The sequence below is a fragment of the Micrococcus luteus genome (assembly GCF_022664405.1).
GTDB classification, from domain to species: domain Bacteria; phylum Actinomycetota; class Actinomycetes; order Actinomycetales; family Micrococcaceae; genus Micrococcus; species Micrococcus luteus.
Genome location: NZ_JAKRLB010000007.1, coordinates 1 through 26042, shown reverse-complemented (window position 1 = coordinate 26042; position 26042 = coordinate 1). Strand labels below are relative to the sequence as shown.

Annotated in this window: 23 protein-coding genes; 17 read left to right on the top strand and 6 right to left on the bottom strand. The window is 71.8% G+C overall.

The genetic code is table 11. The features are described 5' to 3' along the window. Nucleotides 1-17 precede the first annotated feature (17 nt). Nucleotides 18-1532, bottom strand: coding sequence for a catalase (locus MF605_RS04625; RefSeq protein WP_134416292.1), 1515 nt, complete (start codon nucleotides 1530-1532; stop codon nucleotides 18-20). Between the two features lie 227 nt (nucleotides 1533-1759). Between MF605_RS04625 and glyA the strand changes: the two genes are divergently transcribed. From glyA to MF605_RS12070, 4 genes are all read left to right on the top strand, one after another. Then, a complete protein-coding gene (gene glyA, locus MF605_RS04620; protein ID WP_010079361.1) occupies nucleotides 1760-3040 on the top strand; it encodes a serine hydroxymethyltransferase in 1281 nt (426 codons plus the stop codon). 7 nt (nucleotides 3041-3047) lie between these two features. Then, a complete protein-coding gene (locus tag MF605_RS04615; RefSeq protein ID WP_134416294.1) occupies nucleotides 3048-3959 on the top strand; it encodes a bifunctional methylenetetrahydrofolate dehydrogenase/methenyltetrahydrofolate cyclohydrolase in 912 nt (303 codons plus the stop codon). Between the two features lie 129 nt (nucleotides 3960-4088). After that, on the top strand, nucleotides 4089-5075 hold the full coding sequence (locus MF605_RS04610) for an ABC transporter ATP-binding protein (RefSeq protein ID WP_036381972.1): 987 nt from the start codon (nucleotides 4089-4091) through the stop codon (nucleotides 5073-5075). 3 nt (nucleotides 5076-5078) lie between these two features. Beyond that, complete coding sequence (locus tag MF605_RS12070) at nucleotides 5079-6947, top strand: ABC transporter permease (RefSeq protein WP_036381969.1); 1869 nt, start codon at nucleotides 5079-5081, stop codon at nucleotides 6945-6947. Between the two features lie 16 nt (nucleotides 6948-6963). Here MF605_RS12070 and MF605_RS04595 read toward each other — a convergent pair whose 3' ends face one another. Beyond that, nucleotides 6964-8466, bottom strand: a complete 1503-nt coding sequence (locus MF605_RS04595; protein WP_225348313.1) for an MFS transporter — start codon at nucleotides 8464-8466, stop codon at nucleotides 6964-6966. Between the two features lie 102 nt (nucleotides 8467-8568). On the opposite strand from MF605_RS04595, the gene MF605_RS04590 reads away from it, so the two are divergent. The 8 genes from MF605_RS04590 to MF605_RS04555 all read left to right on the top strand — a co-directional run bounded on the left by MF605_RS04590 (nucleotide 8569) and on the right by MF605_RS04555 (nucleotide 15287). Beyond that, on the top strand, nucleotides 8569-9132 hold the full coding sequence (locus MF605_RS04590) for a hypothetical protein (RefSeq protein ID WP_036381966.1): 564 nt from the start codon (nucleotides 8569-8571) through the stop codon (nucleotides 9130-9132). Beyond that, entirely contained in the window at nucleotides 9132-10058 is a 927-nt protein-coding gene (locus MF605_RS04585; RefSeq protein ID WP_036381964.1) for an exodeoxyribonuclease III, read from the top strand. The genes MF605_RS04590 and MF605_RS04585 overlap by 1 nt, the downstream gene beginning before the upstream one ends. A gap of 26 nt (nucleotides 10059-10084) precedes the next feature. After that, nucleotides 10085-11167 carry a tryptophan--tRNA ligase gene (gene trpS, locus MF605_RS04580; protein ID WP_036381961.1) on the top strand — a complete coding sequence of 361 codons (1083 nt, stop codon included), beginning with the start codon at nucleotides 10085-10087 and terminating at the stop codon, nucleotides 11165-11167. Nucleotides 11168-11355: 188 nt separating this feature from the next. After that, nucleotides 11356-12117, top strand: a complete 762-nt coding sequence (locus MF605_RS04575; protein ID WP_036381958.1) for an ABC transporter ATP-binding protein — start codon at nucleotides 11356-11358, stop codon at nucleotides 12115-12117. Then, on the top strand, nucleotides 12114-13397 hold the full coding sequence (locus tag MF605_RS04570) for an ABC transporter permease (RefSeq protein WP_036382034.1): 1284 nt from the start codon (nucleotides 12114-12116) through the stop codon (nucleotides 13395-13397). Before MF605_RS04575 ends, MF605_RS04570 begins: the two co-directional genes overlap by 4 nt. A gap of 58 nt (nucleotides 13398-13455) precedes the next feature. Beyond that, nucleotides 13456-14058, top strand: coding sequence for a hypothetical protein (locus MF605_RS04565; protein WP_036381954.1), 603 nt, complete (start codon nucleotides 13456-13458; stop codon nucleotides 14056-14058). 78 nt (nucleotides 14059-14136) lie between these two features. Next, nucleotides 14137-14751 carry a hypothetical protein gene (locus tag MF605_RS04560; RefSeq protein WP_181743507.1) on the top strand — a complete coding sequence of 205 codons (615 nt, stop codon included), beginning with the start codon at nucleotides 14137-14139 and terminating at the stop codon, nucleotides 14749-14751. An 8-nt stretch (nucleotides 14752-14759) separates the two neighbouring features. Then, a complete protein-coding gene (locus MF605_RS04555; RefSeq protein WP_036381951.1) occupies nucleotides 14760-15287 on the top strand; it encodes a hypothetical protein in 528 nt (175 codons plus the stop codon). A 183-nt stretch (nucleotides 15288-15470) separates the two neighbouring features. Here MF605_RS04555 and MF605_RS04550 read toward each other — a convergent pair whose 3' ends face one another. The 4 genes from MF605_RS04550 to sdhC form a co-directional block, all read right to left on the bottom strand. Continuing rightward, nucleotides 15471-16262, bottom strand: a complete 792-nt coding sequence (locus tag MF605_RS04550) for a succinate dehydrogenase iron-sulfur subunit (RefSeq protein WP_036381948.1) — start codon at nucleotides 16260-16262, stop codon at nucleotides 15471-15473. Further along, nucleotides 16262-18049 (bottom strand): succinate dehydrogenase flavoprotein subunit, encoded by a 1788-nt coding sequence (gene sdhA / locus MF605_RS04545; RefSeq protein ID WP_036381944.1) that lies wholly within the window; start codon nucleotides 18047-18049, stop codon nucleotides 16262-16264. Before sdhA ends, MF605_RS04550 begins: the two co-directional genes overlap by 1 nt. Nucleotides 18050-18126: 77 nt before the next feature. Further along, nucleotides 18127-18606 (bottom strand): succinate dehydrogenase hydrophobic membrane anchor subunit, encoded by a 480-nt coding sequence (locus MF605_RS04540; RefSeq protein ID WP_036314556.1) that lies wholly within the window; start codon nucleotides 18604-18606, stop codon nucleotides 18127-18129. Nucleotides 18607-18609: 3 nt separating this feature from the next. Next, nucleotides 18610-19014, bottom strand: a complete 405-nt coding sequence (gene sdhC, locus MF605_RS04535; RefSeq protein WP_078025777.1) for a succinate dehydrogenase, cytochrome b556 subunit — start codon at nucleotides 19012-19014, stop codon at nucleotides 18610-18612. A 247-nt stretch (nucleotides 19015-19261) separates the two neighbouring features. Between sdhC and MF605_RS04530 the strand changes: the two genes are divergently transcribed. The 5 genes from MF605_RS04530 to MF605_RS04510 all read left to right on the top strand — a co-directional run. Then, nucleotides 19262-20413 (top strand): mannose-1-phosphate guanylyltransferase, encoded by a 1152-nt coding sequence (locus tag MF605_RS04530; RefSeq protein ID WP_002856569.1) that lies wholly within the window; start codon nucleotides 19262-19264, stop codon nucleotides 20411-20413. A gap of 61 nt (nucleotides 20414-20474) precedes the next feature. Then, nucleotides 20475-21731 (top strand): amidohydrolase, encoded by a 1257-nt coding sequence (locus tag MF605_RS04525; RefSeq protein WP_036314553.1) that lies wholly within the window; start codon nucleotides 20475-20477, stop codon nucleotides 21729-21731. Nucleotides 21732-21875: 144 nt separating this feature from the next. Further along, complete coding sequence (locus tag MF605_RS04520; RefSeq protein ID WP_061866928.1) at nucleotides 21876-23033, top strand: BMP family lipoprotein; 1158 nt, start codon at nucleotides 21876-21878, stop codon at nucleotides 23031-23033. Between the two features lie 126 nt (nucleotides 23034-23159). Next, the gene (locus MF605_RS04515; RefSeq protein WP_134416296.1) at nucleotides 23160-24758 is read left to right on the top strand and encodes an ABC transporter ATP-binding protein; all 1599 of its coding nucleotides are present in this window, start codon (nucleotides 23160-23162) and stop codon (nucleotides 24756-24758) included. Next, on the top strand, nucleotides 24755-26042 hold a 1288-nt coding region (locus MF605_RS04510), incomplete at its 3' end, for an ABC transporter permease (RefSeq protein WP_242821242.1). The genes MF605_RS04515 and MF605_RS04510, both read left to right, overlap by 4 nt.

Sequence of the window (26042 nt, the reverse complement as noted above, 5' to 3'; positions counted from 1 at the left end):
GCCGGGGGAGGGAGCCGTCAGATGCGGGCCTCGCCGCCGGCCTCGACGCCCGGGATGCCGTCGCCCTCGTGGCGCTTGACCTCGTCCTCGATGCGCTGGCCGATCGTAGCGTCCACGTTCTTCCAGTACTCGAAGGCGCGGGCCTGGACGTCCTGGCGGACGCCCTTCAGCGCGCCGGCCACGGTCTCCACGAAGTCCTCGCGCTCCTGGGCCGAGAAGACCTCGCGGACGAGGGTGCCGGCCTGACCGAAGTCGTCGTCGTCCGCGCGCAGGGCCTGGGCCTCGCGGGTCAGGGTGCCGTCGGCCTCCCAGCCGTCGTCCACCGGGCCGGTCTCGTCCGACCAGGAGTCGCCGTTGGAGTTCGGCACGTAGGTGGAGCGGTCGCCGGTGTGGTCGTACCACATCTGGCCCTCGAAGGCGTAGTTGTGCACCGCGTTCTTGGGGCGGTTCACCGGCAGCTGGTTCACGTGGGCGCCCACGCGGTACAGCTGGGCGTCGTGGTACGCGAAGGCGCGGCCCAGGAGCATGCGGTCCGGGGAGAGGCCGATGCCCGGCACGGTGTTGCTCGGGCTGAACGCGGCGGACTCGATCTGCGCGAAGTGGTTCTCCGGGTTGCGGTTCAGGGTCAGCGTGCCGACCTTGATGCGCGGGTAGTCCTTCTGGGAGATCGTCTTCGTCAGGTCGAAGGGGTTGAACCGGTAGGTCTTGCCCTCCTCATAGGGGATCGCCTGGATGTAGAGGTCCCACTTGGGGTGGTCGCCCTTGGCGATGGACTCGAACAGGTCCTGGCGGTGGAAGTCGGCGTTCTCGCCGGCCATCTTCGTGGCCTCGTCGTTCGAGAAGTTGTGCACGCCCTGCTGGGAGATGAAGTGGTACTTCACCCAGTGCTTCTCGCCCTGGGCGTTGACCCACAGGTAGGTGTGGGAGCCGTACCCGTTCATCTCACGCCAGGTGCGGGGCAGGCCGCGCGGGCCCATCAGGTAGGTCACCTGGTGCGCCGACTCGGGGTTGTTGGTCCAGAAGTCCCACTGCATGGTGGCATCGCGCAGGCCGGAGTCCGGCAGACGCTTCTGCGAGCGGATGAAGTGGGTGAACTTCATCGGGTCGCGCAGGAAGAAGATCGGGGTGTTGTTGCCGACGAGGTCGTAGTTGCCCTCCTCGGTGTAGAAGCGCAGCGCGAAGCCGCGCACGTCGCGCCAGGTGTCCGGGGAGCCGAGCTCGCCGGCCACGGTGGAGAAGCGCAGGAGGGTCTCGGTCTTCGTGCCGGGCTGGAACACGAGGGCCTTGGTGTACTTCGACACGTCCTCGGTCACCTCGAACTCGCCGAAGGCGCCGGAGCCCTTGGCGTGCGGGCGGCGCTCCGGGATGTTCATGCGGTTGAAGTGCTGGTGGGTCTCCAGCAGGTGGGTGTCGTGCAGGACGATGGGCCCCTCGCTGCCCACGGTCAGGGACTGGCGGTCGCTGACGGCCGGGGCGCCGTTCTGGCGGGTGGAACCGGTCGCGTGCGGGGTCGTCTTCTGGTACTCCGTCATGGAACTCTCCTTCGTCGATCGACGTCGGCCGCGCACCGATCGGCGCGGTGGGCGGCGTCACCCCCGATCTTGGCATATTTCTGAATCAGTCAAAAGAACCGTGTGTCGGGGTCGGTCGCCGGGGCCGCGGGGCGCCGTCGCGCAGGCCCGACGACGGCGCCCGGTCACTAGGATGGAGGGCACCGGAGCCTTCCGGCCGCACAGACCCCCGTTCGAAGGGAACCCCCGTGACGCAGACGCCCGACATCAACACCCAGCCCCTCGCCGAGGTGGACCCGGAGATCGCCGCGGCGCTCGCGGACGAGCTCGGCCGCCAGCGGGGCACGCTCGAGATGATCGCCTCGGAGAACTTCGTGCCGCGGGCCATCCTCGAGACGCAGGGCTCGGTGCTGACCAACAAGTACGCGGAGGGCTACCCGGGCCGCCGCTACTACGGCGGCTGCGAGTTCGTGGACGTGGCCGAGAACCTGGCCATCCAGCGCGCCAAGGACCTGTTCGGCGCCGAGCACGCCAACGTCCAGCCGCACGCCGGCGCCCAGGCCAACGTGGCCGTGATGACCTCGCTGCTGGACCACGGGGACACGATGATGGGCCTGTCCCTGGCGCACGGCGGCCACCTGACGCACGGCATGAAGCTGAACTTCTCCGGCAAGAACTACAGCATCGCCGCGTACGAGGTGGAGCCGGACACCCACCGCATCGACATGGACAAGGTGCGCGAGAAGGCCCTCGAGGCCCGGCCGAAGGTGATCGTGGCCGGCTGGTCCGCCTACCCCCGTCAGCTCGACTTCGCCGCCTTCCGCTCGATCGCGGACGAGGTCGGCGCCAGGCTCTGGGTGGACATGGCCCACTTCGCCGGCCTCGTGGCCGCCGGCCTGCACCCGAACCCGGTGCCGCACGCCGACGTCGTCTCCTCCACCGTGCACAAGACCCTCGCCGGCCCCCGTTCGGGCTTCATCCTCTCCACCGAGGAGCTGAAGAAGAAGATCGACTCCGCCGTGTTCCCGGGCCAGCAGGGCGGCCCGCTGATGCACGCGATCGCGGGCAAGGCCGTGGCCTTCAAGATCGCCGGCTCCGCGGACTTCAAGGAGAAGCAGGAGCGCACCCTGGCCGGTGCGCAGATCCTGGCCGAGCGACTGACCGCCCCGGACATGGCCGAGCACGGCATCTCGGTGCTCACCGGCGGCACGGACGTGCACCTGGTCCTGGTGGATCTGCGCGAGTCCCAGCTGGACGGCAGGCAGGGCGAGGACATCCTGCACGAGGTCGGCATCACGGTGAACCGCAACTCGGTGCCGTGGGACCCGCGTCCGCCGATGACCACCTCCGGCCTGCGCATCGGCACCCCCGCGCTGGCCTCCCGCGGCTTCGGCGAGGCCGAGTTCCGCGAGGTGTCCGACGTCATCGCCGAGGCCCTCAAGCCGAGCCCGGACGTGGAGGCGTTGCGCGCCCGCGTCGTGAAGCTCACCGAGGACTTCCCGCTCTACGACGGCCTCGAGGGCTGGTGAGCCGCCGATGACCGCGAAGGTCCTGGACGGCAAGGCCACCGCCGCCGCGATCAAGAAGGAGCTGCGCGGCCGCGTGGCCGCCCTCGCCGAGCGCGGGCACACCCCCGGCCTCGGCACCCTGCTCGTCGGTGAGGACGCCGGCTCGCAGAAGTACGTGGCGGGCAAGCACCGCGACTGCGCCGAGGTGGGCATCGAGTCCATCCAGCGTGAGCTGCCCGCGGACGCGACGGAGGAGCAGATCCTCGACGTCGTGCGCGAGCTGAACGAGGACCCGGCCTGCACGGGCTACATCGTCCAGCTGCCGCTGCCCCGGCACGTGGACACCCAGAAGGTGCTCGAGGCCATCGACCCGGACAAGGACGCGGACGGCCTGCACCCCATGAACCTGGGGCGGCTCGTGGCCTCGGTCGGCGGCGAGCTGGACTCGCCGCTGCCGTGCACCCCGGCCGGCTGCGTCGAGCTGCTGCGCCACCACGGTGTGGAGCTGGCCGGCAAGCACGTGCTCGTGATCGGCCGCGGCGTGACCATCGGCCGGCCCGCCGGCCTCGTGCTCACCCGCCGCGAGGTCAACGCCACCGTGACCCTGGCCCACACCGGCACCACGAACCTCGACGAGCTGCTGGCGAGCGCCGACGTCGTGATCGCCGCCGCCGGCTCCGCCCACATGGTGACGCCGGAACAGGTCAAGGAGGGCGTGATCGTCCTGGACGTGGGCGTCTCGCGCGTGACCGGGGAGGACGGGAAGTCCCGCGTCCTGGGTGACGTGGACCCGGCCGTGAAGGAGAAGGCGGCCTGGATGGCGCCGAACCCGGGGGGCGTCGGGCCGATGACCCGCGTCATGCTGCTGGCGAACGTCGTCGAGGCCGCCGAGCGCGCCGCCGACGGCGAGGACTGGGCGGGGGAGCGGGCCGGCGCCTGACCTCTCCCACTCCCGCGACCAACCCTGCGATATGGCCCCCATCCACCCCGGATGGGGGCCATATCGCAGGGTTCGTCGCCGAGGGGGCGGCGCGCGTCCGGGCGGGCGATGCGCCTATGCTGTCGGCTTGTGAGTCACACCACTCTGCATGCGTCCCCCGGCGACGCCTCCGTCATCCGTGCCCGTGGGCTGCGCAAGCAGTACGGCGAGTTCCACGCCGTGAAGGGCATCGACCTGGACGTGCGCCCCGGCGAGTGCTTCGGCCTGCTCGGCCCCAACGGCGCGGGCAAGTCCACCACCATGCGCATGCTCGCGGGCACCTCGCAGCGCACCGCGGGCGAGCTGACCATCCTGGGCATCGACCCGGAGGAGGACGGGCCGGCCGTCCGTGCGCGCCTGGGCGTGGTGCCGCAGCAGGACAACCTGGACGAGGAGCTCACCGCCCGGGAGAACATCCTGATCTACGGCCGCTACTTCGGCCTGCCCTACTCGTACCTGCGGCCCAAGGCCGAGGAGCTGCTGGTCTTCGCCCAGCTCACCGAGAAGGCGGACGCCAAGGTCACGGACCTCTCCGGCGGCATGAAGCGCCGGCTCGTGATCGCCCGCGCCCTGGTCAACGAGCCGGCCCTCTTCCTCCTCGACGAGCCCACCACGGGCCTGGACCCGCAGGCCCGCCACATCCTGTGGGACCGCCTCTACCGGCTCAAGGAACGCGGCACCACGCTGCTGCTGACCACGCACCACATGGACGAGGCGGAGCAGCTGTGCGACCGGCTCGTCGTGGTCGACGGCGGCGAGATCATGGCCGCCGGCACCCCCGCCGAGCTCATCCGCGAGCACGCCTCCCGCGAGGTCCTCGAGGCGCGCTTCGGCGCGGACCGCAACGAGGCCGCAGCCCGCACCGTCCAGGCCCACGCGGGTGACGGCGTCGTGCACCGCGTCGAGGTCCTCCCGGACCGCGTCCTCGTCTACGCCCGACGCGCGGACGACCTGCACGACGTCGTGCAGCGCCTCGTCGACGAGGGCGCCCTGCCCGCCCCCGTCACCACGCTGACCCGCCGCGCGAGCCTCGAGGACGTGTTCCTCATCCTCACCGGCCGCACCCTGGTGGACTGACCCGTGCCGTCCCCCATCACGACGACGGCCCCCGGCCCCGCCTCGCCCGCCGAGCCGCTGCGCCCGCCGGTCACCGCGGCGGCGTCCGCGGAGCGCGTGAGGCGCCGCGGCGTCCTGCTCTACGCCGAACACCAGCTGCGGAACATGCGCCGCTACGGCGCGGTGCTGCTCGTCGGGGCGCTCGGCGAGCCCGTGCTCTACCTGCTGGCCATGGGCCTGGGCCTGGCCCAGCTCATGGGCGGCGGGATGCCGCAGGACGCCCTGGGCGGGGTCTCCTACGTCGCGTTCATCGCCCCGGCGCTGCTGGCCTCGGGCGCGCTGATGACCGCGTCCGTCGAGTTCTCCTACCCGGTGATGGGCGGGTTCCAATGGCAGCGCACGTACTACGCGGCGCAGGCCACTCCGCTGTCTCCGGCGCAGATCGCCCTGGGCCACCTCGCGGCCGTGAGCCTGCGGTTCGTGTTCCAGGCCGCCGTGTTCCTGCTGGTGATGCTGGCGTTCGGCGTGGTCTCGAGCCCGTGGGCGTGGGTGCAGGTCCTCACCGCCACGCTCGGCGGGCTCGCCGTCGGCGCGCCGATCATGGCGTTCGCCGCCTCCCTGAAGGAGGACAAGGGCCAGTTCGCCACCCTGCAGCGGCTCGTGGTCATGCCCCTGTTCCTGTTCTCCGCCACCTTCTACCCGCTGGACGTACTGCCCGTGTGGCTGCGCTGGATCGGCTGGCTCTCCCCGCAGTGGCATGCCGCCCAGCTCGGCCGCGTGCTCTCCTACGGGATGGCCGAGCCGGTCTGGCTCACCGTGGCGCATGTGGCGTTCCTGCTGGCCCTCGCGCTCGGCGGGGCCTGGCTCGCGGTGCGGATCTACACGCGCCGCCTCGGCTGGGTCCGAGGCACCCCGGACCGCGACGCCGTCACGGCCGCCCGCCGGGACCGTGCCCCGCGCCTGGGCCGCCGTGCCGCGCGCACCGGGGCCGCCCGCGCCGACGTCGCACCCGCCGCCGCGCAGGCGGGCCCGGCCGCGCCGTCGTCGTCGGTGGTGCGGGAACACGCCGTCGCCGTGCCGCCCATGCCCGAGATCCCCGTGCGCCGCGGCCCGCTGGCCGGCGCGTACTCGGGCAACGTGCGCGCGGTGATGGAGCGGGCGTTCCTGTCCCTGAAGTCCAACAACTGGGTGGTGTTCTTCTCCGGCTTCTTCGAGCCCGTGCTCTACCTGGCCTCCATGGGACTGGGGCTCGGCGCGCTGGTCGGCGACGTGGCCGGCCCGGACGGCACCCCCGTCCCGTACGGCATGTACCTCGCCCCCGCACTGCTGGCGGTCTCGGCGATGAACGGCGCCATCTACGACTCCACGTGGAACGTGTTCTTCAAGCTGCGCTACGCGAAGACGTACCAGACCATGCTCTCCACGCGGCTGGGCCCGCTGGACGTGGCGCTCGGGGAGATCGCGATGGCGCTGCTGCGCGGGCTGATCTACGCGGTCGGCTTCCTGATCGTCATGACCGTGGCCGGGCTCGTCACCTCGTGGACGGCGCTGCTCATGATCCCCGGCGCCCTGCTCGTGGCGCTGGGCTTCGCCTCCCTCGGCATGGCGGTGACGAGCTGGATGAAGACGTTCCAGCACATGGACTGGGTCCAGATCGTGCTGATGCCCATGTTCCTGTTCTCGGCCACGTTCTTCCCGCTCGCGGTCTACCCGGAGCCGATCCAGTGGGTGATCCGCGTGTTCCCGCTGTGGCACGCCGTGGAGATGATGCGCGCCCTCGCGGTGGGCGTGCTGAGCTGGGCGACCGCCGGCCACGTCCTCTACTTCGTGGTGATGGCCGGCGTCGGGGTGTGGCTCGCCGCCCGCCGGCTCGGCGCGCTGTTCCTGCGCTGAGGCCCCCGCGGGCCGGTCAGGCCGCGCGCGCGGCGCGGCGCCGCCGGACCACGTCCAGGGCCGCGACCGCGGCGGTGAGCGCCCAGCACACGGCCACCATGCCCATGGCGGTCGAGGCCGCGTGCGCGTACGCCGCGGCCGACGGCGGACCGGCGCTCTCGGCTGCGGCGCCGGCCAGGGCCGCGAAGAACGCGCCCGTCACCACGGACAGGCCCAGGGCGGTGCCGAGACGCTGCGCCGTCTGGGCGACGCCGCCGGCCGCCCCCGCCTCGTGGCCGGCGACGTCGTCCATCATCAGCACCTGCGTGCTGGTGAGCAGCAGGGCCTGCGAGGCCGACTGCACGATCAGCCCCACCCCCACGATCCACGGCGACCACGCGCCGGCCGCGCTGCGCTCGAACGCGAGCGCGAGCACCCCCAGCGACACGAGGCCCACCAGAGCGCCGAGCAGCACGAGCACGGGCCCCCGCCGCTGCACCATCGAACCCACCCACGGGGACAGGGAGGCCACGACGACGGCGCCGGGCAGACCCACGAGGCCGGCCTCGAGCGGCGTGAACCCCATGCCGCGCTGCAGGAAGATCGCCACGATCGCGAACACCGCCGGCATGGTGGCCAGGTAGATGGTGGACTCGAGCGCGCCGATCGTGAAGGACGGCCGCCGGAACAGGGCCGGGTCCACCATGGGCTGCACGCCGGTGGCCGACGCCCGGGCCTTCACGCGCTTCTCCCACAGCCACCACGCCGTCACGAGCGCGGCGGCGAGGACCAGCAGCCAGGCGGTGCCCGGGACGATGAACGGCACCATGAGGCTCACCCCGCCGGCGCCGAGCAGCAGGGCGCCCACCGGATCGAGCGCGGCGATCCCGCGTGGTCCGGGGGCGGGGGGCAGGCCGTGCACGCGGGTGGGCGGCGGCAGCCAGAGGGCGCCCATCGCGACGGCGGCCAGGCCCACGGGCACGTTCATGAGGAACGTGGAGCGCCAGCCCCACTCGGGGCCGAACGCGCCGAGGAACAGCCCGCCGAGCAGGGGCCCCACGGCCACGCCGAGGCCCACCACGGTGCCGAAGAGCCCGTAGGCCCGCCCGCGGGCGCGGCCGTGGAAGTTCGACTGGATGAACCCGATGACCTGGGGGTTGAACACGCCCGCGCCCAGGCCCGTGAGCAGGCGCCCGGCATTGAGCAGCAGAGTGTCCCCGGCCAGGCCGGAGAGCAGGGAGCCGAGCATGTACAGCGTGATGCCCGCCAGGAACAGGTTCTTGCGCCCCCACAGGTCGCCGGCGCGGCCCGCGGCCACGAGCACGGTGCCGAACGTCAGCGTGTACCCCGCCAGCACCCACTGCAGATCCGCGCTCGTGGCGTCCAGGCCCGACTCGATGGCCGGCAGCGCCACGTTCACCACGGACACGCTCATCAGCGCGAGGAAGAGCGGCATGAGCAGTGCGGTGAGGATGCGGCGCTGGTCAGGGGTGAAGGCCCCGGACGCGGGGTCGGCGGGGTGCGGGGGGCGGGGGGTCATCGCCTCAGGATAGGTACCGACGCGGGCCGCCCGATTCGGAGCGCACCCCACGATGCGGGATGATGGAGGGCAGACCCCACGAGCCCCTCCGGAGGAGCACCCATGTCCCAGTCCCTGACCCCCGGTCCCGACGGCGCGCGCCGCGGCCCCCGCGCCGGCCTGCGCGTGGGATCGCTCGGCTTCGTCGCGATGATCGTCATCCTGATCGTGGCGATCATCTTCGCCGCGAACCAGAACGACGTGATCGGGTGGCTCGTGGTCGCGGTCGCCGCCGGCTGGCTCGTGTTCGCGGTGGTCGTGTACCTGCAGATGCGCCGTGGCGTCCAGGCCGCGGGCCGCAAGGTGGACACCGCCATGCAGAACGCCCGCGCCGACGTCGCCGCCCTGCGCGGCCGCGACGCCGACGCCGCCGCCCCCGCGGTGGTCCCGCCGGCACCGGCCGCGGACCCCCTGCGGGACACCAAGCTGGACCACTCGTTCAAGATCGCCCAGGTGCAGGTGCGCGTGGTGCGCGAGCAGCTCGCCGCAGGCGAGGGCATGGACCGCGAGATGGTGGACCGCGCCCTGGAGACCATCGACATCACGGCCTCCAACGCCCGCGACATGATCAAGGAGTCCCGGACCGGCGGCGCCGAGGGCCCGGTGAGCGGGACGGTGATCGGCTGATGACGGCGCTGCCCGAGAAGGACCCCGTCACCGGGAAGTACCCCGAGCCCGCCGAGGGCGAGCCCGTGGTGCACGCCCACGCCGGGGCGCCCAAGGCCGACGGCGCCGTGCGCGTGGCCACCGTGAACGTCAACGGCATCCGCGCCTCGCACCGCAAGGGCATGCGGGAGTGGTTCGCCGGCCGCGGCGTGGACGTGCTCACCCTCCAGGAGGTGCGCGCCCCCGCGGACGTCACGGCGCAGCTGGTCCGCGAGATCGTGGGCGAGGACTGGGACGAGGTGCACCTGGCGGACGCCGTGGCCGCCGCCAAGGGGCGGGCCGGCGTCGCGATCGCCTCGCGGTTCCCGCTCGGCGAGGTCCGCACGGGCATCGCCGACGCCGACGGGTACTTCGACGACGCCGGCCGCTGGATCGAGGCCGACCTGCGCCTGCCGGACGGCTCGCCGCTGACCGTGGTCTCCGCGTACGTGCACTCGGGCGAGGTCGACACCCCGAAGCAGGTGGACAAGTACCGGTTCCTCGACGAGATGGCCCGCCGCCTCTCCGAGCTGGCCGCGGGGGAGGGGCATGCCCTCGTCACGGGCGACCTCAACGTGGGCCACACCGAGCTGGACATCAAGAACTGGAAGGGCAACGTGAAGAAGGCCGGCTTCCTGCCCGAGGAGCGCGCCTACTTCGACCGGTTCTTCGGCGAGCTCGGCTTCACGGACGTGCACCGCGCTCTCGCCGGGCCGGTGCCGGGCCCGTACACGTGGTGGTCCATGCGCGGCAAGGCCTTCGACAACGACGCCGGGTGGCGCATCGACTACCACATGGCGACCGCGGGCCTGGCCGAGCGGGCGACGACCGCCGTCGTGGACCGCGCCCCCAGCTGGGGCACCCGCTTCTCCGACCACGCCCCGCTCGTGGTCGACTACCAGTTCTGACCGTGCAGGAGAGACCCGAGGCTGAGATGACCATGAAGAAGAACTCCGTCCAGGACGTCCTGGCCCAGGACGCCGCCGCCACCGCCCACCTGGCCGGCGCGTCCGCCCGGCACCGCGTGCTCTCCGGCATGCAGCCCTCGGCGGACTCCCTCCACCTGGGCAATTACCTCGGTGCCCTCGTGAACTGGGAGCGCACCCAGGCCGACTTCGAGGCGTTCTTCTTCATCCCCGACCTGCACGCCATCACCGTGCCGCAGGACCCGGCAGCCCTGGCGGAGCGCACGCGGGTGGCCGCCGCGCAGTTCATCGCCGGCGGCATCGACCCCGAGCGCTCCACGCTGTTCGTCCAGTCCCAGGTGCCCGAGCACGCGCAGCTGGCGTGGGTGCTGACCTGCATGACCGGCATGGGCGAGGCCATGCGCATGACCCAGTTCAAGGACAAGTCCGCCAAGCAGGGCGCGGACGCGGCCGGCGTCGGCCTGCTCGCGTACCCCATGCTCATGGCCGCGGACATCCTGCTCTACCAGCCGCATGGCGTGCCCGTGGGCGACGACCAGCGCCAGCACGTGGAGCTCACCCGCGACCTCGCCCAGCGCTTCAACCACCGCTACGGCGAGACGTTCGTGGTGCCCACCGGCTTCTACCCGGAGACCGGCGCGCGCATCTACGACCTGCAGGACCCCACGTCGAAGATGTCCAAGTCCGCGGCGTCCCCGAACGGGCTCATCAACATCCTCGAGGAGCCGAAGAAGACCGCCAAGAAGATCAAGTCCGCGGTCACCGACGACGGCACCGAGGTGCGCTTCGACCGCGAGGCCAAGCCCGGCGTCTCCAACCTGCTGACCATCCTCGCCGCGGTGTCCGGCACGCCGATCCCGCAGCTCGAGGAGGAGTTCGTCGGCAAGATGTACGGGCACCTCAAGGTCGCGGTGGCGGACGCTGTCGTCGAGCGCCTGGCCCCCGTGCGCGAGCGCGCCCTCGAGCTGCTCGCCGACCCCGCTGAGCTGGACCGCATCCTCGCCTCCGGAGCCGAGAAGGCCCGCGCCGTGGCCACGCCCGTGCTCGAGGACGTCTACGCCAAGGTCGGCTTCCTGCCGCCGCTGCGCTGAGCCGGGCCGCACCGGCCCCGCGGCCTCCCGACGATGGCCCGCGCCCCCGACCTGCGGGGGACGCGGGCCGTCGTGTTCTCCGACTCGAGGCGGAGGCGGCGGCGCGTGCGCGGCTGTCAGGATGGAGGCACTGCCTCCGCTCCTGCCGCAGCGGGGGCGAGCCCCACCGACAGAGGAGTGCCGGAGCCATGTCCACCGCTGTCCCCATCCCCGCCGTCGCCGAGGTCCCGCCCGGCGCCGAACCCGTCCTGGAGACGGAGAACCTCGTCAAGGTCTACGGTCGCGGGGCGTCCCGCTTCGACGCGCTGAAGGGCATCACCCTGCAGATCCAGCGCGGCGAGTCCCTGGCCGTCGTCGGCAAGTCCGGCTCCGGCAAGTCCACCCTGATGCACCTGCTGGCGCTGCTGGACCAGCCCTCCGCCGGCGTCGTCGCGATGGACGGCCGTCCCGTCTCCCAGCTCAAGGCCGCGGAGATCTCCCAGCTGCGCAACGAGCGGTTCGGCTTCGTGTTCCAGCAGTTCTTCCTGAACCCGAACCAGACGGTCCTGGAGAACACCGTGCTGCCGCTGAAGATCGCCGGCGTGGGCCGGGCCCAGCGCACCCGCCGCGGCATGGCGGTGCTCGAGCGGCTCGAGCTCGCGGACAAGGCGAAGAACAAGGCCACGGACCTCTCCGGCGGCCAGAAGCAGCGCGTGTGCATCGCCCGTGCGCTCGTGAACAACCCGACGGTGCTGTTCGCGGACGAGCCCACGGGCAACCTGGACTCCGCCACCTCGGCGGCCGTGGAGGACATCCTCTTCGGCCTGCACCGCGACGAGGGCATCACCCTCGTGGTGGTCACGCACGACGACGACCTGGCCGCGAAGTGCGACCGTCGCGTCGAGCTGCAGGACGGCGTGGTCATCGCCGACGAGCGCGTCGGCACCGAGCAGGACGGAGCATGGGCATGAAGGTCACCGACGTCGCGGGCACGGCGCTCGCCAACACGATGCGCTCCAAGCTGCGCACGTTCCTCACCGTCGTCGCGATCGTGATCGGCGCATTCACGCTGACCCTCACCACGGGGCTCGGCGCGGGAATCAACAAGTACGTGGACAACGTGGTCGAGGGCTTCGGCCAGCCCGGCGAGCTGACCGTGATGAAGCAGCAGGACATGTCCTCGGCCGGCGCGGTGAGCGGTTCGCCCCAGGAGTACACGGAGCAGGACGCCGCCGGCGGCGAGATGTTCGGCATGCCGCTGCTCACCCAGGAGGACCTCGCCGCGATCGAGGACACCGAGCACGTCACCGAGGTGAAGACCTATCGGGTGGCCGAGCCGGAGTACATCCAGGGCCCGGACGGCCGCAAGTGGCAGACCGGCTTCATGGGCAGCTCCGGTGAGATCGACATGCTCACCTTCTCCGCCGGCCGTGCCCCCGAGGCCGGGGCCAACGAGATCGTCGTGCCCGAGTCGTGGGTGGAGGACCTGGGCGCCAGCGACGCCGAGGACCTGATCGGCACGGAGCTGACCGTCGTGGCAGCGACCCCGCTGCAGGAGCACAAGTCCGTGAAGGCCACCGTGGTCGGTGTGACGAAGGCGGCCGCGTCCGGTGCGGGCACCGCCCCGACGCCGTCGGAGTCGCTCGAGCAGGCGATCTACGACATCACGACGGAGGGCCTGCCGGAGTCCCAGCGGGACACCTACTTCCAGGCCACGGCGATCGTGGAGGACCCGGAGGCGAACGAGGACGCCGTGAAGCAGGCGCTGGCCGACCAGGGCCTGCTGGCGCAGACCCTCGAGGAGCAGCTCGGCGTGATCCGCGGCATCATCGACGCCGTCACGTGGGTGCTGACCGGCTTCGCGCTCATCGCGCTGCTCGCCGCCAGCTTCGGCATCATCAACACCCTGCTCATGGCGGTGCAGGAGCGCACCCGGGAGATCGGCCTCATGAAGGCTCTCGGCATGACCGGCGGGAAGATCTTCGGCCTGTTCACCATGGAGGCCGTCGTGATCGGCCTGCTCGGCTCGCTGATCGGCATCGGCCTGGGCGTCGCCGTCGGACTCATCGCGAACCAGGTGCTGACCACCGGCCCCCTCAGCGGCGTCACCGGCCTGGTCCTGTTCGCGGTCAACCCCCTCGCCCTGCTGCTGATCCTGCTGCTGATCGTGGCCATCGCGTTCATCGCCGGCACCTTGCCCGCCCTGCGTGCGGCCCGCAAGGATCCCATCGAGGCACTGCGGCACGAGTGATCCTGCCGCCGCGCCCGTCATCACCACCACCCGCACCCCCGACACCGAGGAGCTCACCATGACCACCGATCGACCGCACCAGGACCCGAACCCGGGCCAGCCCGCCGCGGGCTCCCGCTACGGCACGCAGCCCTACGCGGCCCCGGGCTACGGCGCCCAGCCGGGCAGCCCGTACGGCATCGTCCCGGAGCCGGCCGCGTTCCCCGCGCTCCTGACGCTGACACTCACGTCGCTCGCGCTGTACGTGCTGTCCTCCCTGCCGGCCCTGTTCGGCGGCGAGGAGAGCATCGAACGCATGCGGGACTCCCTTCGCCAGAGCGGCCTCACCCCCGAGCAGGTGGAGGAGATCGCGCCTGTCGTGGGCGCCTCCGTGACGGTGGGCACGATCATCGTCCTGCTCATCGGCGTGGCCCTGTACGCCCTGGTGTACTTCAACCTCCGCGGGGCCAAGAACTGGGCCCGCATCCTCGGCATCGTCGTCGCGATCCTGGGCACCCTCAGCGCCGTCGGCGGCATCTTCTCCTTCGTGACCTACCCCGGCATCGGCGGCGTGCTGGCCTCCGTGCTCAGCCTGGCGCTGGTGATCGTGAACATCCTGTGGCTGGTCAAGGCCTTCAACCCGCAGGTCGCGGCCTACACCCGTCAGGGCCGCCGCGCCTGACCCCGACGCCGTTCGCCGGCGGCGAGTCCTGGGTCGCCAGCCCTCGCCCCGGCGTCGGCCAGCGGAGACCATGGCGACATGGCCTCCGATCATCGACCCCCGCATCCCGTGTCCCCCGACTCCGACGACCTGGACGGCGGCGGGCGGCCCGTGGTGGGTCCGGACGAAGCGCGGCGGCGCATCGCCGGGCACTCCGGCCCGGACGCCCGCCCGCTCATCCGCCCCGATGCCCGCACCCCCGGCGTGTTCCGGGCGCTGCTCGGGCTCACGGTCGCGTCCGCGGTCCTCTACGCCGCGTCGATCCTGCGGAACCTCCTCCCGGGCGCGGCCCAGGACATCGCGGACTCGCTGCCCGAGGGCGGCGCGCAGTCGCCCGCGATGACTGCCGAGGCCATCGAGGGCGCCCTCACCGGCAGTGTCTGGTTCGCGACCCTGCTGGGTCTGGCGGTCTACGCGATCGTCCTCGTCGGCCTGACCCGGCACAGCAACACGGCGCGCATCATGGGTGCCCTGTTCGCCTCGATCGCCATCTTCGTGACGCTGCTGGGGGCCATCCGCCTGTTCGTCTTCCCCGCCGGGGACGTGGTGCTGCCCCTGGTCCTGGGCGGGCTGTTCGCGCTCGTGAACGCGGCCTGGCTCGTGTGCGCCTTCAACCCGGGCCTCGCGACGACCTTCCTGCGCCGCCGGGCATGATGGGGGGCATGCACCCCCTCCACGACGATCCCCACGAGACCACGGAGCGCGACCCCGGTCCCGATCGCGCGGCCCTGCGTCCCCTGCGCCTGTTCCAGACCGTCACGGCGGTCACGGGGGCACTGAGCGCGGCCGGCGTGGGGGGCGTGCTCGCGCTGCAGTTGTCGCCCACCTATGCCCGCGCCGTGCTGGAGGCGCGCTCCTGGGGCGCGAGCGAGGTCACCGACGCCGACGTCGCCGCGTTCCTCACCCCGGCGGGGGCGGGGCCGGTGGCCGCCGCGGCGGTGGTCGTCCTGACCCTGGTGCTCCTGGCCGGCATCACCCGCCGGATTCGGGCCGTGCGCCCCGTGGGGAGCGTGTTCGTGGTGCTGGGGATGCTCACGGCGGCCTTCTGGATGGTCGACGGCGGGCGGATGGTGCAGGCCGGGGGAGGGGGTCCGGTCGTGCTGGGCGCCGTCGTCGGGATGCTCGTGTCCAGCGCGGTGTGGCTGCGTGTGGCACACCGGCGGGAGACGCGCGACGCCTTCGACGTCTGAGCTCGCCCCGCCTCCGACTCCGCCTCCGGTCCCGCCCGTCCCCACGCCGAGGCCCGCAGACACGCCGCTACGCCGGTCCGGTGACGGCGCGTCTGCGGGCCTCGGCGGGAGGGGGCTCCGCCCACGACGACGGCGGCCCGCCTCCTCGTGCGAGGAGACGGGCCGCCGTCGTGGTGCGGGGGATCAGAACTGGCGGGCCAGGATGGCCTGCTTCACCTCGGCGATCGCCTTGGTCACCTGGATGCCGCGGGGGCACGCGTCGGTGCAGTTGAAGGTCGTGCGGCAGCGCCACACGCCCTCCTTGTCGTTCAGGATCTCCAGGCGCATGTCGCCGGCCTCGTCACGCGAGTCGAAGATGAACCGGTGCGCGTTGACGATGGCGGCCGGGCCGAAGTACTGGCCGTCCGTCCAGAACACCGGGCAGGACGAGGTGCACGCGGCGCACAGGATGCACTTCGTGGTGTCGTCGTAGATCGCCCGGTCGGCCTGGGACTGGTAGCGCTCCTTGGTGGGCGCGTGGCCCTCGGCGACCAGGAACGGCATGATCTCGCGGTAGGACTGGAAGAACGGGTCCATGTCCACGATCAGGTCCTTCTCCACCGGCAGGCCCTTGATGGGCTCCACCAGGATGGGCTTGGACAGGTCGAGGTCCTTCAGGAGCGTCTTGCAGGCCAGTCGGTTGCGGCCGTTGATGCGCATGGCGTCGGAGCCGCACACGCCGTGGGCGCAGGAGCGGCGGAACGACAGGGTGCCGTCGTGGTCCCACTTGACCTTGTGCAGGGCGTCCAGCACGCGGTCGGTGCCGTACATGGTCAGGCGCCACTCGTCCCAGTAGGACTCCTCGGAGGACTCCGGGAGGTAGCGGCGGACCTTGAGCACGATGTCGAAGCTCTCGACCTCGCCTGCGCCGCCGCCGGCGGACTGGGTCTGCGCCTGGGCCACGGGGGCCTCGGTCTCGGTTGCTGAGTGGCTCATCAGTACTTACGCTCCATCGGCTGGTAACGGGTCACGACGACGGGCTTGGTCTCGAAGCGGATGCCCTTGACGCCCTCCATCTCCGCCGTCTCGTCACGGTAGATCATGGTGTGCGCCATGAAGTTCTCGTCGTCGCGATCGGGGTAGTCCTCGCGGTAGTGGCCGCCGCGGGACTCCTTGCGGCCCAGGGCCGCGAGGGTCATCGCCTCGGCGATGTCCAGGAGATAGCCCAGCTCCATGCCCTCGAGCAGGTCGAGGTTGAAGCGGTGGCCCTTGTCCTGGACGGACACGTTCTCGTAGCGCCCGCGCAGCTCCTCGATCTTGGCCAGTGCGCGGCGGATCGAGTCCTCGTCGCGGAAGACCTGCATGTCCGCGTCCATGGACTCCTGGAGCTCGGCGCGGATGTCCGCGACGCGCTCGGAGCCGGTGGCGGAGCGCAGGTTCTCGATGTGCTCCACGGTCGGCAGCTCGCCGCCCTCGGGCAGCTCCACCCAGTCCGCCTGCACGGCGTACTCGGCGGCGTAGATGCCGGCGCGGCGGCCGAACACGTTGATGTCCAGCAGCGAGTTGGTGCCCAGGCGGTTGGACCCGTGCACGGATACGCAGGCCACCTCGCCGGCGGCGTACAGGCCCGGCACGACGGTGTCGTTGTCCTGGAGGACCTCGGCCTTGATGTTCGTGGGGATGCCGCCCATGAAGTAGTGGCAGGTGGGGAACACCGGCACCGGCTCCGTGTAGGGCTCGACGCCCAGGTACGTGCGGGCGAACTCGGTGATGTCCGGGAGCTTCTCGTCGATGTGCGAGGGCTCCAGGTGCGTCAGGTCGAGCAGCACGTAGTCCTTGTTGGGACCGGCGCCGCGGCCCTGACGGACCTCCTCGGCCATGGACCGGGCCACGATGTCGCGCGGGGCGAGGTCCTTGATGGTGGGGGCGTAGCGCTCCATGAAGCGCTCGCCGTCCGCGTTGCGGAGGATGCCGCCCTCGCCGCGTGCGGCCTCGGAGAGCAGGATGCCCAGGCCGGCCAGGCCGGTCGGGTGGAACTGCACGAACTCCATGTCCTCCAGCGGCAGGCCCGCGCGGTAGGCGATGGCCATGCCGTCGCCGGTGAGGGTGTGGGCGTTCGAGGTGGTCTTGTACACCTTGCCGGCGCCGCCGGTGGCGAAGACGACCGACTTGGCCTGGAAGACGTGGATCTCGCCGGTGGCCAGCTCGTAGGAGACGACGCCGGCGGTGCGCTTCTGCTTGTAGGCGGTGCCGTCCTCGCGCACGGCGTCCTCCTCCACCAGCAGCAGGTCGAGCACGTAGAACTCGTTGTAGAACTCCACGTTGTGCTTGACGCAGTTCTGGTACAGCGTCTGGAGGATCATGTGGCCGGTGCGGTCCGCGGCGTAGCAGGCGCGGCGCACGGGCGCCTTGCCGTGGTCACGGGTGTGGCCGCCGAAGCGTCGCTGGTCGATCTTGCCCTCGGGGGTGCGGTTGAAGGGCAGGCCCATCTTCTCGAGGTCGAGCACCGCGTCGATGGCCTCCTTGGCCATGACCTCCGCGGCGTCCTGGTCCACCAGGTAGTCGCCGCCCTTGACGGTGTCGAACGTGTGCCACTCCCAGTTGTCCTCCTCGACGTTGGCGAGGGCCGCGCACATGCCGCCCTGGGCCGCGCCGGTGTGGGAACGCGTGGGGTAGATCTTGGTGAGGACGGCGGTGTGCGCGCGCTGACCGGCCTCGATGGCCGCGCGCATGCCCGCGCCGCCGGCGCCGACGATCACCACGTCGTACTTGTGCACCTGCATTCAGGTCTCTCTTTCTGGGTGTCTGTGACGCGGCGGCCGCTCGGGCCGGCCGCACCGCAGGGTGAACGTTGCCGGGGTCAGCCGCAGAAGGCCGGGGAGCCCTCGAGCAGGGCGCCGGAGGCGTCCACCATGCAGGGATCGAAGGTGAAGATCACCAGGGTGCCGAGGATGATGATCACGGCCGTGGCGATGTACAGGATCATCGTCAGCCAGAAGCGGGCGCTGCCGCGGCGGGTGTAGTCGTTGATGATCGTGCGCACGCCGTTGGCGCCGTGCAGCATGGCCAGCCACAGGAGGGCCAGGTCCCAGAACTGCCACAGCGGGTGCGCCCACTTGCCGGCCACGAAGCCGAAGTCGATGGCGTGGATGCCGTCGCCCACCAGCAGGTTGGTGGTCAGGTGCACGGCGATCAGCACGACGAGGAAGACACCAGAGATGCGCATGAACAGCCAGGCGAGCATCTCGAAGTTGCCGCGGCCGCCGCCGTCGCGCGTGTACTTGGGGTCCAGACGGCGGCTGCGGGGCGCCGCGATGGTGGTCTCAGCGGTGGTGCTCATGGCTCAGTGACCTCCGAGTGCGAGGCTGAAATGACGGATGGCGAAGCCCAGGGTCAGGACGACCCACAGCCCCAGCACGATCCACAGCAGGGTCTTGTGGTGCTGGGTGCCGCCCTTCCAGAAGTCGACCAGGATGATGCGCAGGCCGTTCAGGGCGTGGAAGATGATCGCCGCGACGAGGCCGGCCTCGCCGAGCGCGAAGTACCACGTCTTGTACGAGCCGATCACGGCGTTGTAGGCCTCGGGGGAGACCCGGACCAGGGCCGTGTCCAGCACGTGGACGAGCAGGTAGAAGAAGATGACGACGCCGGTGACGCGGTGGCCCACCCAGGACCACATGCCGCCGTGGCCCCGGTACAGGGTTCCGCGGCCGTTCTTGGCCGGGGCCTGCGCAGTGGCGCTAGACACGGTTGATACCTCCAGGGGGAATGCACGATCCCGGTCCTCCGCCGTGGGACGACGACGGGCAGGGGCGTGTGCGAGTGGATTCCTCCGCCTAGGGTAGACCCTTCCCGCGCCTCCGTGCCCGATCGGGGACCCGGGCGACCACTGTGACGCGTGCGGCGCCCCGCCGCCGTCCTGTTCGGTCTGGGCTGTGCCCCGCCTGGGACGCGTCGAGTGGTCCCCCGTCCGGACGGTTCCGTAGTCTGGGCCGGTGAGCACCGATCCGAACCTGACCGATGCCCCGCGCGAGGCCGCGCCGGGCACGGCCCTGTCCCGCTTCCACGCCGTGATCCCCGCCGGGGGCGTGGGCACCCGCCTGTGGCCCCTCTCGCGGGCCGCCGCGCCGAAGTTCCTCCACGACCTCACCGGCTCGGGCCAGACCCTGATCCGTGCCACGTGGGACCGTCTGGCGCCCCTGGCCGCGGGCATGCTCGTGGTGACCGGGGAGGCCCACCGGGAGGCGGTGTGCACGCAGCTGCCGGCCCTGGCGGAGACGGATCTGGTGCTCGAGCCCTCGCCGAAGGACTCCGCGGCCGCCATCGGCCTGGCCGCGGCGATCCTCTCCCTGCGTGACCCGGACACGATCATGGGCTCGTTCGCGGCGGATCAGGTGATCTCCCCGGTGGAGGTCTTCCAGGACGCGGTGCGGCAGGCCGTCGAGACGGCGGCCACCGGCCGGATCGTGACCATCGGCATCGAGCCCACGCACGCGGCCACGGGCTTCGGCTACATCCGCCGGGGCCGCCGCCTCCGCGTGGCCGGCGCTCCGGACGCGCATGACGTCGCCGCGTTCGTGGAGAAGCCGGACCTGAAGGTCGCCCAGCAGTACGTGAAGTCCGGCCGCTACCTCTGGAACGCGGGCATGTTCGTGGCGCCCGTGGGCCTCATGCTGGCCCACCTCGAAGAGAACGAGCCCGCGCTGCACGCCGGCCTGATGGAGATCGCCCGCGCGTGGGAGACGCCGGAGCGGGACGAGGTCATGGCCCGGGTGTGGCCCGAGCTGACGAAGACCGCCATCGACTACGCCGTGGCCGAGCCCGCCGCCGCCGTCGGCGACGTGGCCGTGATCCCCGGCTCCTTCACGTGGGACGACGTGGGGGACTTCGCGGCGATCGCCCGCCTGAACCCGGTCAAGGACGCCTCCGGCATCACGGTGATCGGCGACACCCCGCGGGTGTACTCGGACGACGCGTCCGGCGTCGTGGTGACGGACACGAAGCGCGTCATCGCGCTGATCGGCATCGAGGACGTCGTCGTGGTGGACACCGAGGACGCGCTGCTGGTCACCACCACGGAGCACGCGCAGGAGGTCAAGAAGGCCGTCGAGGCGCTCAAGGCCGAGGGCGTGGACGAGGTCCTCTGACCGCGTCCCCGGCCGGGTCCGGTCCGCACCGACCGGCACCCCCGGAGTAGGGTGCTGGGCCATGACCACCTCCGACTCCGTGCTGACCGGGCCCCGTCCGACCTCCGTCCCCTCGGTGGGCCCCGTGGTGGCCGAGCTCGAGGACGAGATCGTGTCCTTCCGCCGGGACCTGCACCGGCATCCCGAGCTCTCCTATGAGGAGTACCGCACCACCGACCGCATCGTGGAGCTGCTCTCCGGCTATGGGCTCTCGCCCGTGCGGATGGAGTCCACGGGCGCCTATGTGGACGTCGGGGAGGGGCCGGTGGTGCTGGCCCTGCGCGCGGACATCGACGCGCTGCCGGTCGAGGAGGAGACCGGCCTGCCCTACGTGTCCGTCAATGACGGCGTCGCGCACGCGTGCGGCCACGACATGCACACCGCCGTCATGGCGGGTGTGGCCGTCGCCCTCGGCCGCATCCTCCGCGGGGCCACCGCCGACCCCGACCTGCGCGCGGTCGGCGAGCGGGTCCACGGCACGGTCCGCGTCATCTTCCAGCCCGCGGAGGAGCGGCTGCCCGGCGGCTCCCTGGCCGTGCTGCGGCAGGGGATCCTCGACGACGTGCCCCGCATCCTGGCGGCGCACTGCGACCCCCAGGTCGACGTCGGCTCGATCGGCACCCGCATCGGCGCCATCACCTCGGCGGCGGACACGATCCGGATCACCCTCACCGGACGCGGGGGGCACACCTCGCGGCCCCACCTCACCGAGGACATGGTCTTCGCCCTGTCCCAGATCGCCGTGAACGTGCCCGCCGTGCTCTCCCGGCGGATCGACGTGCGCTCGGCCGTCTCCGTGGTGTGGGGGCAGATCGCCGCCGGCAGCGCGCCCAACGCGATCGACAACACCGGCTACCTGGCCGGGACCATGCGCTGCCTCGACGCGGACGTGTGGGAGGAGGCCGGTGCGCTGCTCGACGAGGTGGTCCGGCAGGTGGCCGCGCCGTACGGCGTGCACGTGCAGCTCGAGCACGTGCGCGGCGTCCCGCCGGTGCACAACACCGAGGGCGAGACGGCGCTGATCGAGACCGCGGCGCGGCGGGAGCTCGGCTCGCGGGCGATCGTCCTGACCCCGCAGTCGATGGGCGGCGAGGACTTCGCCTGGATGACCCAGAAGGTGCCCGGCTCCATGCTGCGCCTCGGCACCCGGTCCCCGGGTGGCCCCATCTACGATCTGCACCGCGGGGACTACGCGCCGGACGAGCGGGCCATCGGCGTGGGCATGCGGGTCTTCACCGCCGCCGCGCTGCAGGTGCTCACGGGCGAGGACCACCACTGACCCCGCCGCCCGCACCCGCCGGAGGGGACGGGCCCACCGTTCGGTAGACTCGCGCTCATCCGGACGGGGCCGCCCGCACGGGCCCCGTCTTTCCGCGGCCACCGGCCGCGGACCTCGCACCGTGCCTTCCGAAATGAGGACCCCATGGGCATCGCCACCCCCTCGGCCGCGCGCCGTCGTCGTCTCCTGCTCCCCGTCGCCGCGCTCGGCGTCTCCGGCCTGCTGCTGACCGCGTGCGGCGCCCCGCCGGAGCAGTCCGAGGCCTCGGGCTCCGGCGCCGCCGAGAGCGAGGCCATCGCCACCGTGGACGGCGTCGGCTCGGACAACAAGGACTACAAGGCCTGCATCGTCTCGGACGAGGGCGGCTTCGACGACCGCTCCTTCAACCAGTCCTCCTACGAGGGCCTCAAGGCCGCCGAGAAGGCCTACGGCATCACCACCAGCGAGGCCGAGTCGAACGAGCCCAGCGAGTTCACCCCGAACGTGACCGCCATGGTCAACGCCGACTGCGACGCCGTCATCGGCGTGGGCTTCCTCCTCGGCGACGCCATGAAGCCGATCGCCGCGCAGCACTCGGACACCCACTTCTTCGGCGTGGACGTCACCGCGGAGGGCTTCTCCGACAACTTCCAGAAGCTCACCTACGACACGGCGCAGGCGGCGTTCCTGGCCGGCTACCTGGCGGCGGGCACCACCGAGACCGGCACCGTGGCCACCTACGGCGGCATGGAGATCCCCACCGTCACCATCTTCATGGACGGCTTCGCCCGCGGCGTGGAGCACTACAACGAGGTCAAGGACAAGGACGTCAAGGTCCTGGGCTGGGACAAGGACGCGAAGACCGGCTCCTTCACGGGCGACTTCAAGAACGTGGCCAACGGCAAGACGAACACCGCCAACTTCATCAACGAGGGCGCCGACATCGTGATGCCGGTGGCCGGCCCCGTGGGCCTGGGCACCCTGGACGCCGTCCGCGAGGCGAACCAGGGCGGCAAGGACGTCAAGGTCATCTGGCCGGACTCGGACGGCTACGAGTCCACCAAGGACGGCAACCTGATCCTCACCTCGGTGAAGAAGAACATGGGCCAGTCCGTCGCCGACGTGATCGCCGCGGACCTGAAGGACGAGTTCTCGGCCGAGCCCTACGTGGGCACGTTGGAGAACAAGGGCGTCGAGCTGGCCCCGTTCCACGACTTCGAGGACACGGTGCCGCAGGAGCTCAAGGACGAGCTCAAGGACCTCGAGGCCAAGATCGTCTCGGGCGAGCTGAAGGTCGGCTCGGAGTACTCCCCGGAGGCCTGACCCGCCTCGCCACCGCCGCAGGGCCGGCCCGGACCCCTCCGGACCGGCCCCGCGGCGCGCGGGCGCCCGGCCCGCCCCCGCCGCCGAGCGCGGCACCACGAGCATCGACCAGACGGAAGGCCCTCGATGAGGCTCGAACTGCGCGGGATCACCAAGCGCTTCGGCTCGTTCGCCGCGAACGAGGACGTGAACCTGACCGTGGAGTCGGGGCGGGTGCACACCCTCCTCGGCGAGAACGGCGCCGGCAAGTCCACCCTGATGAACGTCCTCTTCGGGCTCTACGAGCCCACCGAGGGGGAGATCCTCCTCGACGGCGAGCCCGTCCGGTTCTCCGGTCCCGGTGAGGCCATGCGCGCGGGCATCGGCATGGTGCACCAGCACTTCATGCTCGTGCCCGTCTTCACGGTGGCCGAGAACGTGGCCCTCGGCGACGAGCACACCCGCGCCCTGGGCGTGCTCGACCTCGAGGCCACCCGCCGGCGGATCCGGGAGATCTCCGCCCAGTACGGCTTCGACGTGGACCCGGACGCCGTCGTCGAGGACCTGCCCGTGGGCGTGCAGCAGCGCGTCGAGATCATCAAGGCCCTCGTCCGCGACGCGCGCATCCTCATCCTGGACGAGCCGACCGCCGTGCTCACCCCCCAGGAGACCGACGAGCTGCTCGGCATCATCCGGCAGCTGCGGGAGGACGGCACGGCGATCGTGTTCATCTCCCACAAGCTGCGCGAGGTCAAGGCCGTCTCGGACGACATCACCGTGCTGCGCCGCGGCCGCGTGGTCGGCACGGCGGACCCCTCCGCCGAGGCCGCCGAGCTGGCCGCCCTCATGGTGGGCCGGAGCGTCGTCCTCGAGCGGCGCAAGACGGCCCCGACCCTGGGGGAGGAGACGTTCCGCGTCGAGGACCTCTCCGTCGTCTCGCCCACGGGCCAGGTGCTGCTGGACGCCGTGTCCTTCGCCGTCCGCCAGGGCGAGGTGCTCGCCGTGGCCGGTGTGCAGGGCAACGGGCAGACCGAGCTGACCGAGGCGATCATGGGCCTGGTCAAGGCCACCGGCTCCGTCACCCTGGACGGCCGGGAGCTGATCGGCCGGTCCACCCGCCAGATCATCCGCGCCGGCGTCGGCTTCGTGCCCGAGGACCGCTCCACGGACGGGCTCGTCGGCCCGTTCTCCGTGGCGGAGAACATGGTGCTCAACCGGTTCGACGTCGCCCCGGCCGGCAACGCCGTGCAGATGCGCCCCGCCGCGGTGCGGGCGCACGCCGAGCGCCGCGTGGCCGAGTTCGACGTCCGCACCCAGGGCGTGGACCTGCCGGTCTCCTCCCTCTCGGGAGGCAACCAGCAGAAGGTCGTCATGGCCCGCGAGCTCGTGGACGGGCTGCGCCTGTTCATCGCCTCGCAGCCCACGCGCGGCGTGGACGTCGGCTCGATCGAGTTCCTGCACGACCGGATCATCGCCGAGCGCGACGCCGGCACCCCCGTGCTGATCGTCTCCACCGAGCTGGACGAGGTCCTCGAGCTGGCCGACCGGATCGCCGTGATGTACCACGGGCGGATCGTGGACATCGTGCCGGGGGACACCTCGCGCGAGACGCTCGGCCTCATGATGGCCGGCCAGACCCCCGACGACGCGGCCCTCGCCTCCGGCGCGGACGTCGCCGCGGGCACGCCCGGCACCGCCGGCGCGGCGCCCGCCGCCCACCCCACCACGGAAGGAGAGCGCCCGTGAGCACCGCCGCCCCGCAGCGCCCGGCCCCCGCGTCCGACGCGGCCGCCCGGCCCGCCCCCGCCGACTCCGCCCTGCGCCGGATCCTCTCGGGCAACGGCACGGTCACCGCCCTGGCGATCCTGCTGTCCCTGCTGATCTCCGGCCTGCTGATCATCGCCGTGGACGAGGACGTCCGCGACGCCGCCGGCTACTTCTTCGCCCGCCCGGGCGACCTGCTCTCCGCCGCCTGGGCCGCGTTCGCCGGAGCCTTCGCGGCCCTGTTCCGCGGCGCCGTCTTCAACTACCGGGCCTCGGACGCGACGGGCATGCTCTACCCGCTCACCGAGACCCTCACCGTGGCGACCCCGCTGATCATCATCTCGCTGGGCATCGCCATCGCCTTCCGGGCGGGCCTGTTCAACATCGGCGGCCAGGGTCAGTTCATCTTCGGCGCCATGTTCGCCACGTGGTTCGGCGTGCACCTGCACCTGCCGGCCGGCGTGCACCTGCTGCTCGTCGTCGTGATGGGCGTGCTCGGCGGCGTGCTGTGGGGCTCCGTCGTCGGCGTGCTCAAGGCCTGGACGGGCGCGCACGAGGTGATCCTCACGATCATGCTCAACTACGTGGCGGTGAACCTGCTCGCCTACCTGTTGAACACCCCCGTCCTGCGGGCGCCCGGCACCACGAACCCGGTGTCCGCGCCGCTGGACCGCTCCGCCATGTTCCCGCGGCTGCTGGGGACCGACTTCCGGCTGCACTGGGGCTTCTTCGTCGCGCTGCTGGCCGTGCTCTTCACGTGGTGGCTGATGCAGCGCTCCACCCTCGGCTTCCGCCTGCGGGCCGTGGGCGCCAACCCGGACGCCGCCCGCACGGCCGGCATCTCCGTCAAGGGCTCCTACCTGGCCGCCATGGCGATCTCCGGCGGCCTGGCCGGCCTGGCCGGCGCCACCCACGTGGCCGGCACGGAGAGCACGCTGAACACCTCCGTGGCCGGGTCCTTCGGCTTCGACGCGATCACGGTGGCGCTGCTCGGCCGGTCCCACCCGGTGGGCGTGCTGTTCGCGGGCCTGCTCTTCGGCGCCCTGCGCGCCGGCGGCGTGACCATGCAGACCGAGACCGGGGTGCCGGTCGACATCGTCCTCGTGGTGCAGTCCGTGATCGTGCTGCTCATCGCGGCCCCGCCGCTGGTGCGCGCCATCTTCCGGCTGCCCGCCCCGGGCGCCGCGCGCGCCCGCCGCGCGGCCGACCCCGTGACCCAGCCCGCCGTGGCCGGCGCCGCGCTAGATCGGACGAGCGTCGTGGAGG

Bases quoted from the DNA above. Each gene is read 5' to 3' on its own strand.
- MF605_RS04550 (WP_036381948.1), bottom strand. From the start codon at position 16,262: ATGAGCCACTCAGCAACCGAGACCGAGGCCCCCGTGGCCCAGGCGCAG.
- trpS (WP_036381961.1), top strand. From the start codon at position 10,085: ATGACCATGAAGAAGAACTCCGTCCAGGACGTCCTGGCCCAGGACGCC.
- MF605_RS04525 (WP_036314553.1), top strand. From the start codon at position 20,475: ATGACCACCTCCGACTCCGTGCTGACCGGGCCCCGTCCGACCTCCGTC.
- MF605_RS04615 (WP_134416294.1), top strand. From the start codon at position 3,048: ATGACCGCGAAGGTCCTGGACGGCAAGGCCACCGCCGCCGCGATCAAG.
- MF605_RS04540 (WP_036314556.1), bottom strand. From the start codon at position 18,606: ATGAGCACCACCGCTGAGACCACCATCGCGGCGCCCCGCAGCCGCCGT.
- sdhA (WP_036381944.1), bottom strand. From the start codon at position 18,049: ATGCAGGTGCACAAGTACGACGTGGTGATCGTCGGCGCCGGCGGCGCG.
- MF605_RS04590 (WP_036381966.1), top strand. From the start codon at position 8,569: ATGTCCCAGTCCCTGACCCCCGGTCCCGACGGCGCGCGCCGCGGCCCC.
- MF605_RS04625 (WP_134416292.1), bottom strand. From the start codon at position 1,532: ATGACGGAGTACCAGAAGACGACCCCGCACGCGACCGGTTCCACCCGC.
- MF605_RS04520 (WP_061866928.1), top strand. From the start codon at position 21,876: ATGGGCATCGCCACCCCCTCGGCCGCGCGCCGTCGTCGTCTCCTGCTC.
- MF605_RS04555 (WP_036381951.1), top strand. From the start codon at position 14,760: ATGCACCCCCTCCACGACGATCCCCACGAGACCACGGAGCGCGACCCC.
- MF605_RS04515 (WP_134416296.1), top strand. From the start codon at position 23,160: ATGAGGCTCGAACTGCGCGGGATCACCAAGCGCTTCGGCTCGTTCGCC.
- MF605_RS04565 (WP_036381954.1), top strand. From the start codon at position 13,456: ATGACCACCGATCGACCGCACCAGGACCCGAACCCGGGCCAGCCCGCC.
- MF605_RS04560 (WP_181743507.1), top strand. From the start codon at position 14,137: ATGGCCTCCGATCATCGACCCCCGCATCCCGTGTCCCCCGACTCCGAC.
- MF605_RS04585 (WP_036381964.1), top strand. From the start codon at position 9,132: ATGACGGCGCTGCCCGAGAAGGACCCCGTCACCGGGAAGTACCCCGAG.
- MF605_RS04595 (WP_225348313.1), bottom strand. From the start codon at position 8,466: ATGACCCCCCGCCCCCCGCACCCCGCCGACCCCGCGTCCGGGGCCTTC.
- MF605_RS04575 (WP_036381958.1), top strand. From the start codon at position 11,356: ATGTCCACCGCTGTCCCCATCCCCGCCGTCGCCGAGGTCCCGCCCGGC.
- MF605_RS04570 (WP_036382034.1), top strand. From the start codon at position 12,114: ATGAAGGTCACCGACGTCGCGGGCACGGCGCTCGCCAACACGATGCGC.